Below are 14,745 nucleotides of genomic sequence, written 5' to 3'. Positions count from 1 at the left end.
GGGTTCAGGGCGCGCCGAGTGGCCACACCGTCACCCGCGAGGCGCTCTCGCGGCAGGCCAGGCCACCGCCGGCAGTCGGTCACCCCCGCCGGGAGCGGTCCGCGCACCCGGTTCGGCGGCGCTGCGGACCTCGCTGACCGCCACCGCCGCCTCGCCGACCGCGTACACCCGCTCGGGTCGCCGCCACAGCGCCGCGCCGGTGCGCATCGACCGGGCGGTCGTCGCCACGGCCTGACGCACCTGATCGCGCTCGGTGAACAGCAGCACGTCACCGGCGGCCTCGGCGGACCACCCGGCGGCGGGCGGCACGGCGACCCGCCAGCGCGGGGCGCGGTACGGCGCCGCCACGTCGTACGCGCTCAGCGTCGGCGGGTCCACGACCAGCAGCAGCGGGCCCGCGCCCAGCAGTGTCGCGTCGCCGGACACCGGCGGCCCCACCCGCGCCGACAGGCGTACGGGAGCGGCGGCGCCGCCGAGCAGCGCGCACGCCGCCAGCAGCAGCGCCACCCGCCACCGCCGCGACGGCGCGCCCGACGCCCGACGGTGGGCCGGGGGAGCGCCCCGGTCAGGACGTCCACCGGCCGTCACCCCCGCTCGTGTCGACCGGTCAGCAGAGCAGCTCCAGGTGGTGGTGGGCGTCCTCGGCGATGTCCTCCTGCCGCAGCCACCGCCGCGCCCACAGCCGGGCGGCCAGCTCCGCCTGCTCGTCACCCCACGCGGCGTGCTCCACGAGCAGGGCGGCGGTCAGCGCGTACGCCAGGCGCAGCGCCAGGCCACGGGCGCCCGCGAGCACCGCCGCCGCGCCCGGCTCGGCCGTCACCGCCGCGATGGTGTCGCGCAGCTGCCCGGCGGCCGCGGCGAGGGTGTCGGCCAGCGCGGGCGACAGTGGCCGGGCCAGGTCGACGGCGGCGGTCAGCCGGCTCAGCAGCGGCGTCCCGGCGTCCTCCCGGGTCAGCGCGCGCAGCACGTCCAGGGCCAGCACGTTGGTGGTGCCCTCCCAGATCGGCAGCACCTGCGCATCGCGCAGCAGCCGGGGAACACCGGTGTCCTCCACGTAGCCGGCGCCGCCGAAGCTCTCCACGTACTCGCTGGCGGAGCTGACGGCGAGCCGACCGGTGGCGAGCTTCGCCAGCGGCGCCACGATGCGCAGCTCGGCGGCGGCCTCCGGGTCGGCGCCGACCTCGACCCGCCCGAGCAGCGCGAACGCGTGCCCCGCGAGGGCGAACGCGCCCGCCGCGTCGACCGCGAGGGTGCCCAGCGTCGCGCGGTGCAGCGGCGAGGACGCCAACGCGCCGCCCGCGACGTGCCGCGCGTCGGCGAACGCGCGGGCGTACGCGAGCCCGCGTCGCATCCCGCCGGCCGCGGCGGCGGCGTTGTGCACCCGGGTCACCACGACCAGGGTCATCGCCCGGACCAGGCCGGGCACCGCCGGGTCGCCCAACGGCAGGGCGTACGCGTCGCGCAGCCCGATCTCGGCGGTCGGCAGCGCCCGGGTGCCGAGCTTGTCCTTGAGCCGGTGCACGGTGACCCCGGGGGCGGGCGCGTCCGGCGCCGCGCCGGTGGCCAGCGGCGAGTCGACCGCGTAGCGGGGTACGAGGAACGGGGCGAGCACCCGGCTGCCCCGCCCGGCGCCCTCGGGGCGGGCCAACGCCACCGCCATCGCCGCGTCGGCTGCGGAGCAGAACCACTTCTCCCCGGTCAGCCGCCACGAACCGTCGGCGGCGGGACGGCCGACGGTGCCGGAGCGGCCCAGGTCGGAGCCGCCCTGCGACTCGGTCATCCACTGGCCGCTGGTGATCGCCGTGGCCGGGTCGGTGGAGATCAGCCGGGGCAGCCACGCGTCACGGACACCCGCGTCGACGTCGGGGAGGCTGAGCAGCGCCGCCGCCCCGTCGGCCATCGCCACCGGGCAGGAGAACGTCGCCGACTCCGGCCCGTACAGGTGCAGCAGCGCGTGTTGCACGACCCGTGCGGCGGCGCCCCAGGTGCCGCGCGCGTCGGGCAGGTAGGGCAGCGCCACCACGGCGTGCCGGGCGGCGGCGGCCCGCTGCGCCTGCCAGCCGGCGGACGTGTCGATCCGGTCGATCCGCGCGCCCCACGGGTCGTAGCGGACCAGCGTTGGCGGGTGCGCCTCGGCGTCGGCGTGCGCCGCGCGCAGCGGCCCGGTGACGTCGGCGGCCAGCTCGGCGAGGCGACCCTTGGCGGCCGCGTGTCCGGCCGGGCCGAGGTGACGCTCCAGCCAGGACCGCAGCAGGGCGTCACCGGCGTACGGGTCGGCGGGGGGTGGTACCGGCTGCACGAAGCGGCTCATCGATCGACTCCTGGCGCTGCTGGGGGTGTGCGCCGACGGTAGACGATGCGTCGCCGCCGCGAACAGGGCCTCGGGCACACCCGATTTCCCGCTTGTCCTGCCTCACCGCGATGGCGTTCTCTACGGTCGGTAGTCGTGGGTGCCGGCCAGTCGTGGAGCCGACCGGCCCGGCGGCACCGCCCGATGCGCACCGGGCTGGCCTTCGCCGGGTTCGGCATGGCGCTGTGCTGCGTCGGGGTGGCCGGGCTGGGGGCGTGGAACCTGCAGACGGTGCGGCAGGCATCCGGCCCGATCCGGGAGACCGCCGACGGTTTCCTCAGCGAGGTGGCCCTCGGCGACAGCGACCAGGCGTACGAGCGGCTGTGCGCGGACGCGCGTACCCGGTGGAGCGCGATCGGGTTCACCAGCTGGGTGCGGACGCCACCGATGGTGACCGACTACGAGATCACCGACGTGTCGGTGGCCACCAAGGGCGGGCGTCCCCGTGGCACGGTGACGGTGCGCTTGACCCGCGACGGCGGCATCAGTGAGGAACGCCGCCTGCCGGTGGTCCGTGAGAACGGCGACTGGCGGGTGTGCGGTGACCCGTTCTGAGCCGCCGGCCGTCGACCTGGTGACCAACTGGCTGCAACCGGATCAGGGCCCGGTGCGGGCGATGCTGATCGGGGTGACGCTGGGCAGCCTGCTGTTGTCGGCGGCGATCCCGCAGGCGTTCGCCGGGACCGGCCTGCTCTTCGCGGTGGTCTACGCGGGCGTGCAGGTGGGCCGGACCATGTTCGCGTTGTGGGCGACGCAGGGCAGTCCGTGGCTGGTCGACGGGTTTCAGAAGTCGCTGCCGTGGATCGGCGCCACGTCGGTGCTCGTGGTGGTCGGCGGCCTGGTGGACACGCCGGCCCGGGAGGTGGTGTGGGCGGCGGTGATCGAGCTGGAGGTGGTTGGCCTGTCGATCGGCTACCCGCTGCCGGGTCGGGAGCGCAGCCGCCCCGAGCGGTGGATGGTGGAGGGTGGGCACCTGGCCGAACGCAGCGCGGCGTTCGTCCTGATCGCGCTCGGCGAGTCGATCCTGGTCACCGGCAGCACCCTCACGTCGCACGTGGACCTGGTGACGTCGGGGGCGTTCCTGGGGGCCTCAGTCGCGGGGGCCGAGGTCGCCGCTGCGGTAGTGCCGGCGGCAGAGCACCTGGTAGCGCACGTCGGCGGTGTCGACGGTGTCGCCGATGACGACCTGCGCGCCCTCGCGCACCACCCGGCCGTCGACGACGCGGGCGTTGAGCAGCCCCTCCCGGCCGCACCAGCAGAGCACCTCGACCTGGATGCGGGCCACCTCGTCGGCCAGCTCGAACAGGCGCTGCGCGGCGGGGAACAGGCAGGACCGGAAGTCGGTGGCGAGGCCGAACGCGAACACGTCCACGTCGTAGCTGTCGACCAGCTCGGCCATCTGCTCGACGTGTTCGACTGTGTAGAAGCAGGCCTCGTCGCAGATCAGGTAGTCGACGCGGACCCCGTCGGCCCAGCGGCCGCGCACCAACGCCCGCAGGTCCAGGTCGTCGGTGACCTCGATGGCCTCGTGGGCCAGGCCGATGCGGGTGGTGACCTGGGGGCCCAGCGACCTGTCGATGCGGGTGGTGACCAGCCCACGGCGACCCTGCCGGGCGTGGTTGTAGTTCATCTGCAACGCCATGGTGGACTTGCCGCAGTCCATCGGCCCCCAGAAGAACTTCAACGCCGCGGCGTGCACCGGACGCCCGTCGAGGCCACGCGCCGCCGCGCACCCCGCCGGAGCGTGCGGCTGGCCAGGGAACGGGTGGGCCAGGCAGGTCGGGGCGGCAGCGTCGTCGTCGGTCACGGTCGGGCAGCCTAGCCGATCGACCGCCCCTGATCCGTCGGGTGCGGGATGCGTGCTCAGAGCACCCGGGGTGGCGTGTTGCCGGCGGCGACGATGGCCCGACGGATCGGCACGGCGGCCAGGAGCAGGAACCCGACCACGAAGAAGATCAGCAGTGAGACCAGGCCCACGCGGTAGGAGGCGGTGAGTTGGAACACGAGGCCGAACGCGAGCGGGCCGAGCCAGCTGGTGCCCTTGTCGCTGATCTCGTAGAAGCCGTAGTACTCGCCCTCCTTGCCGGCCGGGATGAGCTGGCTGAACAGGGAACGGCTCAGCGCCTGGCTGCCGCCGAGGACCAGACCGATGGCCGCGCCGAGGATCATGAACGGCACCGGCGCCTCGGCGGGCAGCCGGAACGCGCCGAGGATCACACCGGTCCACAGCACCAGGCTGAGCAGCACGGTCTTCCACGCGCCGATGCGCCGGGCCAGCGCGCCGAGGCTCAACGCCCCGCCGAAGGCGAGGAACTGCACCAGCAGGATGGTGATGATCAGGGTGCTCTGCTCCAGGCGCAGCTCCTCGGTGCCGTACTGGCTGGCCAGGGTGATGACGGTCTGGATGCCGTCGTTGTAGACCAGGAACGCGAGCAGGAAGAACAACGTCAGCGGGTACGCCTTGACCTCGCGCAGGGTGCGGCCGAGCTGCCGGAACCCGTCGGTGAGCACGTTGCCGCGCGCCGCGAGGGCCGCCGCGCTGGGGCGTTCGCGCAGCCAGCGCAGCGGCACCAGCGTGAACGCCGCCCACCACACCCCGGCCGACACGATCGACCAGCGGGCCAGGTCCAGGGTGCGCTGCGGGTTGTCGTCCTCGCTGAGCAGGGTGACCGCGACCAGGTTGAGCGCCAGCAGCAGGCCACCGCCGAGGTAGCCCAGCGCCCAGCCGCGGCTGGAGATACCGTCGCGTTCGTCGGGGCCGCCGAGCTGCGGCAGGAACGAGTTGTAGACGACGATGGCCGCGCCGAAGGAGATGTTGGCGACCAGGAACAGCGCCCCGCCGAGCAGGTAGCGGTCGCCGGTGACGAAGGCCATCGCGATGGTCGCGCCGGCGCCGGTGAACGCGGCCCCGCCGAGCAGCCGCTTCTTGTGCGCCGACCGGTCGGCGATCGCCCCGATGACGGGCAGCACGAACACGGTGAGGAACACCGACAGCGAGATCAGGTACGGGTAGTAGGACCCGGCCGCCACCCGGATGCCCAGCGGGTGCACGTACCCGTCGCAGGTGTCGGCGCCCAGCTCGCAGCCGGCGGCCAGCTCGGCGACGGTGGTGATGAACGGTCCCAGGAACACGGTGATCACCGTGGTCTGGAACGCCGAGTTGGCCCAGTCGTAGATGTACCAGCCGCGCCGCTCCCGGCGAGTGCTCGCCGGAGGCGGGGTGTCGTCCACCGTGGGGGTCACGGTCTCGGCCATCGGGGGTCCTTCGACGCTCAGGCGGCCCAGTGGCCGCGGCTGCGGTAGACGTCGCGCAGCACGCCGACGTGATCGGTCATGATGCCATCCACGCCACGATCCAGTAACTCGTGCATCTGGGCGGGTTCGTCGATCGTCCAGACGTGCACCTGCAGGCCGAGTCGGTGGCAGTAGTCGAGGAACCGGCGGTCCACCACCGGCACCCGCCCGTAGCGCGGCGGCACCTGCGCGGCGACCACCGACGGCGGCAGCCGCAGCGGGCGCCCGTGCAGCGAGGCGAGCCGCAGCCGGGCCACCCCGCGCATGCCGAGGCTGGTGGCGACGCGTCCCTCGGTCAGCGCCCGCAGCCGGGTCAGTCGGGCGTCGCTGAACGAGGCGAGCAGCACCCGGTCGGCGGCGCCGACCCGGGTCACGGTCGCGACCGTCGGCGCGACGCCGCCGTCGGCCTTCACGTCGATGTTGAATCGGACCTGCGGCCAGGCGCTGAGCACCTCGTCGAGCCGGGGTACGACGGCGGCGCCGCCGACGCGTACCGAGGCGAGGTCGGCCCAGCTCATCTCGGCGATGCGTCCCGCCTCGCCGGTGAGCCGCGCGAGCGTCGGGTCGTGGAAGATCACCGCGACGCCGTCGGCGGTGGCGTGCACGTCGGTCTCCACGTACCGGTAGCCGAGCCCGATGGCCCGGGCGAACGCCTCGGTGGTGTTCTCGTCGCCGTCGGCCGCGCCGCCACGGTGGGCGAACGCCAGCGGCGCGGGCGCGTCCAGGTAGCCGAATCGGTTCAGCACGGGACGCAGTATGCCTGCCGCTGGTGGACCCCCGGTGGCCTGCCGGCAACATTCGTCGCCCGGCGGCGAGGGTCAGGCCAGCCAGCCGCCGGTCAGCCGGGCCACCGCGGCGCCGTCGAGGTCGGCGAGCTTGACGGCGGCGAACTGCCGGGCCCCGTCGGAGGTCTGCACCCGCACCGGCGGCGTCGGGTCCATCAGCGTCGCCACCACGACCGCCGCGGCGTCGGCGGAGGACTGCGCGGCGGCGAACGCCTGCCCGGTGCGGGCCAGGTACGCGCGCAGAGCCGGCCCGTACACCCCGGCGGCGTCGCTGGCGGCGTCGGGATCGATGCCGATGCTGGAGACGAACTCGCTGGCCACCGCGCCCGGCTCGACGACGGTGACCCGCACCCCGGTGGTCGCGGCGAGCGGGGCGAGCGATTCCATGTACCCCTCGACGGCGAATTTCGCCGCGCAGTACGCCTCGTTGAACGGCTGCCCGACGATCCCGCCGACGCTGGAGACGGTGATCAGGCGGCCCCGGCTGGCCCGCAGGTGGGCCAGGGCGGCGCGGCTGACGTGCAGCACGCCGAAGAAGTTGACCTCCATGACGGCCCGGACGTCGTCGACGCTGTCGACTTCCAGGGTGCCGACGTGCCCGGCGCCGGCGTTGTTGACGACCGCGTCGAGCCGGCCGTAGGTGTCGACCACCTCGTCGACGCAGGCGCTCACCGAGTCGGGGTCGGTGACGTCGAGGCGGCGTACGTCGATCAGGTCGGCGACGCCCGCGGTGTCGGCGGCGGCGCGCAGCCGCTCGGCGCGGCCGAGGTCGCGCATGGTGGCCACCGTCCGCCAGCCGGCGCGGGCGCAGCCGAGCGCGATCTCCAGGCCGATGCCGGAGGACGTGCCGGTGATCAGCACGGTCTGCTCGCTCATGATCTCCTGCCCTTCGTGCCAGGGCGGCTGGCGCGAACGGAAGCCGGTCCCCGCCGGCCGCCCCCGTACGCACCCAACCCGCGGTGAACGTCACCGCATGTTACGGCCGGGACTGGTGTCCGGTGCCCGTTCGGCTCGGCTCAGCGCCATGCACCGCGTATCCGCCGGCGAGGATCGGGTACCGGGGCCGCTGGGGGTTGCCCGGGGGCAGGTCGGTCTCGGGGTCGAGGCAGTGCGTGGGTGGCGGCTCGTCCCCGTTCTGCGCCTGCGCGTCGACGATCACATCCGGCAGCCTCCCGCCGTCGATGATCTTCACGTAGTAGCCGTGGTTCCGTACCGCGCCTTCGCCCTCGGGCACGATCGCGGTCAACAGGGCGACGTTTCCGGTGACCCGCAGACAGGTCACGTCGGCCCGTCCCTGCTCGGCCAGGGTGCCGTCCGCCCGTTCGTGCCGGTAGAGGAACTGGCCGTACGTCGATCCGTCGGCGGTCGAGAACGCCGAGACGCCGAACCAGATCCGGTGCCCCACCATGTTGGGTTCGTCGTACACGAAATGCCCCAGCCCGGTGACCGTCGACCACCGGGTCGCCGCGGCGGACCTCGTCTCGGGCTGCTGAGCCCATGCCGCCGCGGGCGATGCCGCGACCACCACGGCCGCCACCACCACCAACGCCGCCACACGTGAACCAGACATGACCATTCCTCCTCGGTCGGTTGCTCGGTTGACACGTTCCAGCATCAGCGCGGGCCGAGGCGACCTCATCCCTCCACCGAGCCAGCCTGCTCCCTCGGCCAAGGAACGGACGCCGGCGGTGATCGACTCGGTTTCCTTGAAGGCGGGGCGTCCGAGGCACGGCAAGCCCCGGTTTGCCGAAAGCCGGGTCGACCTCGGCGTCGGCGGCGGCCGCTAGCTCGACCGGCGGTGGGCGCGGCTGGGGTCGGTGGGGCGGCCGGGGTCGACGTGTCGGGGCAGGTCGGGTTCGTCGGGGCGCAGCGGGGCGAGGGTGTCGGTGAGCGCGTCGATGATCCGGCCGGTGGCCCGGCGGGCGGCGCCGGGGTTGGCGGCGTTCGCCTCGCCCAGGTCGACGGGCGGCCCGAAGTGCACCCGGATCACCGGGCGGCGCCACAGCGCGCGGGCGATGCCGCGCAGCATCCCCTTCGGCGCCCGGTAGGGCAGCACCTCGTGCGCGCCCCACTGGGCGACCGGGATGACGGGGGCGCCGCAGGCCAGGGCGAGTCGGGCCACGCCGGTCTTGCCGCGTTCGGGCCACATGCCGGGGTCCAGGCCGATGCGTCCCTCGGGGTAGATGAGGATCACCGAGCCCGCCGCGACGGCGGTGGCGGCGTCGTCGAGGGCCCGGTGCACGGCGCTGGTGCCCCGGTCGACCCGGATGTGTCCGGCGTGGCGCATGGCGGCTCCGAGCACCGGGGCGCGGAACAGCCCGGCGGTCGCCATGATCCGCGGGGCGATGCCGCGGGTCTGGCAGGCGGCGATCATCACCGCGGGGTCGAACGGGCTGATGTGGTTGGCGGCCAGCACGAGCGGGCCGCGGCGCAGGTGCGCGGGGACGTCGCCGGTGACCTCGAGGCGGGCGAGCAGACCGACCAGGACGCGGGCCAGCACGAGGGCCGCACGCCAGATCAGTGGTGGCTGCCAGGTCGTCGTGTTCATCAGCGCGCCATCCTCGCATGAAGTGGCGGGGCCGCGAGGGCGAGTGGCCCGAGTGATCAGGGTCATTGGTCCCGGGCCGGTTCGGGCCGCCCGGCCCTGCCGCATTCTCTACGACGAGCAGTAGTATTTACTACGTCTCGTAGTACGCATAGCTGGGGGTAACAGGTGGACGCGTTGGACGTCGCCCGGTGGCAGTTCGGTGTCACGACCGTCTACCACTTTCTCTTCGTGCCGCTGACCATCGGCCTGTCCGTGCTGGTGGCCATCCTGCAGACGATGTGGCACCGCACCGGCAACGAGCGCTACCTCAAGCTCACCAAGTTCTACGGCAAGCTCTTCCTGATCAACTTCGCCATGGGCGTGGTCACCGGCATCGTGCAGGAGTTCCAGTTCGGCATGAACTGGAGCGACTACTCCCGCTTCGTCGGCGACATCTTCGGCGCGCCCCTGGCCATCGAGGCGCTCGTCGCGTTCTTCCTCGAATCCACCTTCATCGGCCTGTGGATCTTCGGCTGGGACCGGCTGCCCAAGCGGGCGCACCTGGCCAGCATCTGGGCCGCCGCGATCGGCACCAACCTGTCCGCGTACTTCATCCTCGCGGCGAACTCGTTCATGCAGAACCCGGTCGGCTTCCGGATCAACCCGGACAGCGGGCGTGCCGAGCTGACCGACTTCCCGGCCGTGCTGACCAACAAGGTCGCCCTGATCACCTTCCCGCACACCCTGGCCGGCTCGTTCCTGGTCGCCGGGTCGCTGGTCGTGGCCGTCGGCCTGTACCACGTGATCCGTAACCGCGACTCCGCCGACGCCGGCGCGTACCGCTTCGCCACCAGGTTCGGCTCCTGGGTGGTCCTGGTCGCCTCCGCTGCCGTGCTGTTCACCGGTGACATCCAGGGCAAGATCATGACCGACGTGCAGCCGATGAAGATGGCCGCCGCCGAGGGCCTCTACACCACCGAGAGCCCCGCCTCGTTCTCCGTGCTCACCATCGGCAGCCTCGACGGCAGCCGCGAGGTGTTCGCCCTCAAGATCCCGTACCTGCTGTCGTACCTGGGCACCGGTGACCCGCACGGCACCGTGCACGGCATCAACGACCTGCAGGCCCAGTACGCCACCCAGTACGGCGCGGGCAGCTACACCCCGATCATCCCGGTCACCTACTGGAGCTTCCGTTTCATGATCGCCTTCGGGATGGCGGCCGCCGCGATCGCCCTGCTGGTCCTCTGGAGCCAGCGCAAGGGCCGCACCCCGCGCAGCAAGTGGCTGCTGCGCGCCGGGCTGGCCATGCCGGTGCTGCCGCTGCTGGCCAACTCCTTCGGCTGGATCTTCACCGAGATGGGTCGCCAGCCGTGGATCGTCTTCGGCGAGATGCTCACCCGCAACGGCGTGTCCCGCAGCGTCTCGCTGGCCGAGGTGCTCACCTCGTTCACCGCCTTCACGCTGATCTACGCCACCCTCGCCGTGATCGAGGTCAAGCTGCTGCTGCGCTACGCCAAGGCCGGCGTGCCCGACGTCAACGACGAGCACCCCATCGACGACACCCCTGACGACGCCGAGCGCCCGCTCGCCTTCGCCTACTGATCCCCGGAGCCCATCGTGGACCTGACCACCATCTGGTTTCTCCTCGTCGCCGTGCTGTTCACCGGCTACTTCATCCTGGAGGGCTTCGACTTCGGCGTCGGCATGCTGCTGCCCGTGCTCGGCCGCGACGACCGGGAACGCCGCGTCCTGATCAACACCATCGGCCCGGTCTGGGACGGCAACGAGGTCTGGCTGATCACCGCCGGTGGCGCCATGTTCGCCGCGTTCCCCGAGTGGTACGCCACCCTGTTCTCCGGGTTCTACCTGCCGTTGCTGCTGATCCTGCTGGCCCTGATCGCCCGCGGGGTGGCCTTCGAGTACCGGCACAAGCGTCCCGAGGCGTCCTGGAAACGCCGCTGGGACGCCGCGATCGTGGTCGGCTCGCTGCTGCCGGCGATCCTGTGGGGCGTCGCCTTCGCCAACATCCTGCGCGGCGTGCCGCTGGACGCCGACCACGAGTACGTCGGCGGCCTGCTCGACCTGCTCAACCCGTACGCCCTGCTCGGAGGCGCGACCACCCTCGCGCTGTTCCTCACCCACGGCGCGGTGTTCCTCGCCCTGAAGACCACCGGCGACATCCGCGAGCGCGCGGGCGCCCTCGCGGTGCGCCTGGGTGTCGGCGCCGCCGTGCTCGCGGTCGGGTTCCTGACCTGGACGTTGAGCATCCGCTCCAGCGCGGCCGCCGTCGTGCTCGCCGTCGGCGCGGCCCTCGCCCTGCTCGGTGGCGTGGCCGCCGCTCGGGTACGCCGGGAGGGCTGGGCGTTCACCGGCACCGCCGTGGCGATCGGCCTGGCCGTGGCGACCCTGTTCGCGGCGCTGTTCCCGAACGTGCTGCCCTCCACCCTGGACGCGGCCGGCACGCTGACGGCCACCAACGCCGCCTCCACCCCGTACACCCTGAAGATCATGACGTGGGTGGCGGTGATCTTCACGCCGGTGGTGCTTGCCTACCAGGGGTGGACGTACTGGGTGTTCCGCAAGCGCATCGGCGTGGCCAACATCCCGCAGCACTGACCGGCGGGGCGGGGTCGCATGGTGCCCAGGAGTGAGAGGCCGCTGGAAAGCTCGTCGCCATGTGGAGCCGGGATCTCGACGTACTGGTGCCGATGTGGCAGGGCGCGGATGACCTCCGGGTGCGCGAGGGCCCGGCCGCGCTGGCTGCCCTCACCGTGCCGGGGACGCGGCGGGTCACGGTGCCGGTCCCGGCCGGCGGATCGGAGCGCGAGGGCGGTGTCCGGCACCGGGCTGCGGTTGTCGACGCGTACCGCGCGCATCGTGACGTGCTCGCGCGGCACCGTCCGCGGCGGCTGCTGACCCTGGGTGGGGACTGCGCGGTCGAGGTCGCGTCGGTGGCCCACCTCGCGGGTCGGTACGCGCAACGGCTGTTCGTGCTGTGGATCGACGCGCACGGCGACCTCAACACGCCCGCGAGCTCGCCGAGCGCAACCGCGCACGGCATGCCCCTGCGGCTGCTGCTCGACGACGACGCGCAGGGCGTGCTGCCGGCGCCCCGCTGCCTCTCGCCGGGGCAGGTCGCCCTGGTGGGGGTCCGGGATCTCGACCCCGCCGAGGTCGGGTACGTGCACCGGCACGACCTGACGGTCCTGGACGCCCCGACGCTGGGCGCGCAGCCGACCCGGCTGGCCGCGCTGCCCCCGCCCGGCGCCGCGGTGTACGTGCACCTCGACCTGGACGTGCTGGACCCGTCCGCGTTGCCGGCCGTGGCCGTCCCCACCCCCGGTGGCGTGACAGCCGCCGCGCTGGCGCGGTCGCTGACCGCGCTGCGCGCCCACCACGAGGTGGTCGGAGTGGGAATCACCGAGTACGTTCCGCAGCTCGCGCACGACCGGCAGGCGCTCATCGAGGTGCTGGACGCACTCGGGCTGACCGATGCGCTTGCCTGATCCGGTCCACGCGGGCACGGCTCGGACACCGAACACGCGGCCCCGGCCAGCCGGCATCGCACCCGCCAGAAAATCGGCGGTCGGCGCGGATCCGGCCCGCTAGGGTGTGCCGATGCCCGACGCCGTGCACGTTCGTGAGCTCACCACCGATGACCTCGACGCCGCCTGGGAGTTGGGGCGGTTCGCGTTCGGCTCCAACCCGCAGCGGCCCGCGCACGCGAGCGTCGAGGTGCCCGGCATGATCCGCTACGGCGCGTTCGACGGCAGCGGTCGGCTCGTCGGCAAGGCCGTCGACCTGCACCACGACCAGTGGTGGTCCGGGCGGGCGGTCCCGGCGGCCGACGTTGGCGGTGTGGCGGTCGCACCCGAGTCCCGCGGCCGGGGGGTGGCCCGTGCCCTGCTCACCGCTCTGCTGGGCGGCGCCCACGAGCGCGGCGCGGCGGTCAGCGCCCTGTACCCGACCGTCGCCGCCCCCTACCGCTCCTGCGGCTGGGAGGCCGCCGGTGTGCTGCGCACCGTCGACCTGAGCACCGTCGCGCTGCCCCGGCGCCGGCCCGCCGCGCACCTGAGCGTACGGGCCGGCACGCCCGCCGACCTGGACGCCGTCGCCGACCTGTACGAGCGGGTCTCCCGCCACCGCAACGGCATGCTCACCCGCCAGGGCGCGCTGTTCGACCACTTCAACGCCAAGGGAGACCTGCCCGGCGACGGTCTCACCCTCGTCGAGGCCGACGGCGACCTGGTCGGCTACGCCACCTGGCAGCGGGGCCGCGGCTACGGCGCCGATTCGGTGCTCACCGTCGACGAGGTGCTGGCCGTCACCGCCGACGCGGCCCGGGAACTCGTCGGTGTGCTGGGCAGTTGGGCCAGCGTCGCGCCGACGCTGCGGCTGTGCCCGCTCGACGGCGACGCCGTCAGCGCCCACCTGCCGCTGGAGGCGGCTCGCGACCACGCGCGGGACCTGTGGATGCACCGGCCGGTGGACGTGGCCCGGGCGGTGAGCGGGCGTGGCTGGCCCGTGCACGCCCGGGGCGCCGTCGACTTCCACCTCACCGATCCGCTCGCCGACTGGAACACCGGCGCCTGGCGGTTGGCTGTCGCCGACGGCGCCGCCGAGTTGACCCGGATCAGCGGCGAGGCGGACCTGCGCCTGGACGTGCGCGGTTTCGCGCTGCTCTACGCCGGGGCGGCCCGCGCCCGCTCGGTCGCGCAGGCCGGCCTGCTGGACTGTGCCGGTGACGCGGACCCGTCCGCCCTGGACCTGTTGGGCGCCGGCGGCCCGGCACAACTGCTCGACTACTTCTGACGGCCCGTGCGGCGTGCGCTCGGGCAAGGACCGTCCCCGGCGGGGACGGGTGGCCGTCCGCCTCGCCATTAAGGTGTGCCGGTGGAAATCCTGGCTCGTGTCCGGTCTGGAGCGACGGTGCAGCGGCTGCTGTCCCATCCGCGCCTTCCGTTGGTGGCGGCTTGGGACGACGACCGTCCGGCGATCCGGATCTGGGAGTACGGGGACGGACATCTGCGGGAGTGCGGAGCCCTCGGCGTGGGTTCGGCCGTCTACGTCGAGGACATCGGCTATGAACGGTTCGAGCGGACACCCTCCGCCGGCACCGCCGAGGCGTCGGTTGTCGACATGGACCAACTTGACCTCACCGACGGGACGCGGGTCTGGCAGTCGGGCGACCTGAACGCGGTCAGTGAAACCTCCGCGACCGACCCGTCCTGGCTGAAGATCCGGGCGGCCACGAACCGACTCACCTGAGCCCCTGTCGGTTCAGGCGACGCCCGCCAGTTCGTTGTTGGCCCGCTCGGTGATGAGCGAGAGGACGCGGGCGGCCGCGTCGGCCTCGGCGGGCGGGATGTCTCCGTACAGCCGGGCGGTGATGCCCTCGACGGCGTCGGCGATGTGGGCCTGGGTGGCGTGGCCGGCGTCGGTGAGCCGTACCTGCGGCTCGGCGGTGTCGTCGAGCCGCGCCAGCCCGGCGGCGACGAGGCCGGTGATCATCTCGTGCACGGCCGACTCGTCGACCTTGCGGGTGCTGGTGATGCGCTGCACGAGACGCGTGCGGGCGACGGGGCCGGCGGCGAGGGCGTTGAGGGTGAGGACCTGGCCGAAGTCGACGCCCAGGGGCGCGACGGCGCGTTCGAGCAGGGCCCGGGTGGCGAAGTGGGCCTGACCGATGACCTGACCGTTGAGAGTGGACACGATGCCTCCTTCAGAAACGTTGGCTTCACCAACGTTGGTGGAACCAACGTAACACGGTTTGTGGGTCACGCCAACGA

The 14,745-nt window shown here is 73.3% G+C and carries 15 protein-coding genes and 1 pseudogene; 7 read left to right on the top strand and 9 right to left on the bottom strand.

Features of this window, described 5'->3' with window-relative positions:
• Positions 1-30 precede the first annotated feature (30 nt).
• Both ABZT87_RS26115 and ABZT87_RS26110 read right to left on the bottom strand, forming a co-directional pair.
• On the bottom strand, positions 31-507 hold the full coding sequence (locus ABZT87_RS26115) for a hypothetical protein (protein ID WP_355138829.1): 477 nt from the start codon (positions 505-507) through the stop codon (positions 31-33).
• Positions 508-607: 100 nt separating this feature from the next.
• A complete protein-coding gene (locus tag ABZT87_RS26110) occupies positions 608-2,311 on the bottom strand; it encodes an acyl-CoA dehydrogenase family protein (RefSeq protein ID WP_354855279.1) in 1,704 nt (567 codons plus the stop codon).
• Positions 2,312-2,494: 183 nt separating this feature from the next.
• On the opposite strand from ABZT87_RS26110, the gene ABZT87_RS26105 reads away from it, so the two are divergent.
• Together ABZT87_RS26105 and ABZT87_RS26100 are read left to right on the top strand one after the other, a co-directional pair.
• Positions 2,495-2,905: a hypothetical protein gene (locus ABZT87_RS26105; protein WP_354855320.1), complete on the top strand. Its 411-nt coding sequence runs from the start codon at positions 2,495-2,497 to the stop codon at positions 2,903-2,905.
• A 61-nt stretch (positions 2,906-2,966) separates the two neighbouring features.
• Positions 2,967-3,392 (top strand): annotated as a pseudogene (locus ABZT87_RS26100) (low temperature requirement protein A); the annotation flags it as partial.
• Between the two features lie 48 nt (positions 3,393-3,440).
• Here the strand turns inward: ABZT87_RS26100 and ABZT87_RS26095 are convergent.
• From ABZT87_RS26095 to ABZT87_RS26070, 6 genes are all read right to left on the bottom strand, one after another.
• Entirely contained in the window at positions 3,441-4,049 is a 609-nt protein-coding gene (locus tag ABZT87_RS26095; RefSeq protein WP_244295995.1) for a thymidine kinase, read from the bottom strand.
• 164 nt (positions 4,050-4,213) lie between these two features.
• The gene (locus ABZT87_RS26090) at positions 4,214-5,605 is read right to left on the bottom strand and encodes an MFS transporter (protein ID WP_355138827.1); all 1,392 of its coding nucleotides are present in this window, start codon (positions 5,603-5,605) and stop codon (positions 4,214-4,216) included.
• Positions 5,606-5,622: 17 nt separating this feature from the next.
• Positions 5,623-6,390, bottom strand: coding sequence for a glycerophosphodiester phosphodiesterase (locus ABZT87_RS26085; RefSeq protein WP_355138825.1), 768 nt, complete (start codon positions 6,388-6,390; stop codon positions 5,623-5,625).
• A 72-nt stretch (positions 6,391-6,462) separates the two neighbouring features.
• Entirely contained in the window at positions 6,463-7,305 is an 843-nt protein-coding gene (locus ABZT87_RS26080) for an SDR family NAD(P)-dependent oxidoreductase (RefSeq protein ID WP_355138823.1), read from the bottom strand.
• 100 nt (positions 7,306-7,405) lie between these two features.
• Entirely contained in the window at positions 7,406-7,999 is a 594-nt protein-coding gene (locus ABZT87_RS26075) for a hypothetical protein (RefSeq protein ID WP_355138821.1), read from the bottom strand.
• A gap of 213 nt (positions 8,000-8,212) precedes the next feature.
• Positions 8,213-8,977: a lysophospholipid acyltransferase family protein gene (locus tag ABZT87_RS26070; protein WP_355138819.1), complete on the bottom strand. Its 765-nt coding sequence runs from the start codon at positions 8,975-8,977 to the stop codon at positions 8,213-8,215.
• Positions 8,978-9,142: 165 nt separating this feature from the next.
• Between ABZT87_RS26070 and ABZT87_RS26065 the strand changes: the two genes are divergently transcribed.
• The 5 genes from ABZT87_RS26065 (at position 9,143) to ABZT87_RS26045 (ending at position 14,224) form a co-directional block, all read left to right on the top strand.
• A complete protein-coding gene (locus tag ABZT87_RS26065) occupies positions 9,143-10,558 on the top strand; it encodes a cytochrome ubiquinol oxidase subunit I (protein WP_355138817.1) in 1,416 nt (471 codons plus the stop codon).
• A 15-nt stretch (positions 10,559-10,573) separates the two neighbouring features.
• Complete coding sequence (cydB, locus tag ABZT87_RS26060; protein ID WP_355138815.1) at positions 10,574-11,572, top strand: cytochrome d ubiquinol oxidase subunit II; 999 nt, start codon at positions 10,574-10,576, stop codon at positions 11,570-11,572.
• A 59-nt stretch (positions 11,573-11,631) separates the two neighbouring features.
• Positions 11,632-12,462 (top strand): arginase family protein, encoded by an 831-nt coding sequence (locus tag ABZT87_RS26055; protein ID WP_355138813.1) that lies wholly within the window; start codon positions 11,632-11,634, stop codon positions 12,460-12,462.
• A gap of 112 nt (positions 12,463-12,574) precedes the next feature.
• Positions 12,575-13,768 carry a GNAT family N-acetyltransferase gene (locus ABZT87_RS26050; protein WP_355138811.1) on the top strand — a complete coding sequence of 398 codons (1,194 nt, stop codon included), beginning with the start codon at positions 12,575-12,577 and terminating at the stop codon, positions 13,766-13,768.
• Positions 13,769-13,849: 81 nt separating this feature from the next.
• Entirely contained in the window at positions 13,850-14,224 is a 375-nt protein-coding gene (locus ABZT87_RS26045; RefSeq protein ID WP_354855289.1) for a hypothetical protein, read from the top strand.
• A gap of 12 nt (positions 14,225-14,236) precedes the next feature.
• On the opposite strand, the gene ABZT87_RS26040 is transcribed toward ABZT87_RS26045, so the two are convergent.
• Entirely contained in the window at positions 14,237-14,668 is a 432-nt protein-coding gene (locus ABZT87_RS26040) for a hypothetical protein (protein ID WP_355138809.1), read from the bottom strand.
• Positions 14,669-14,745: the final 77 nt, after the last annotated feature.

The sequence above is a fragment of the Micromonospora sp. NPDC005237 genome (assembly GCF_040607775.1).
GTDB lineage: Bacteria > Actinomycetota > Actinomycetes > Mycobacteriales > Micromonosporaceae > Micromonospora.
This window is presented reverse-complemented; position numbering and strand designations above follow the sequence as displayed.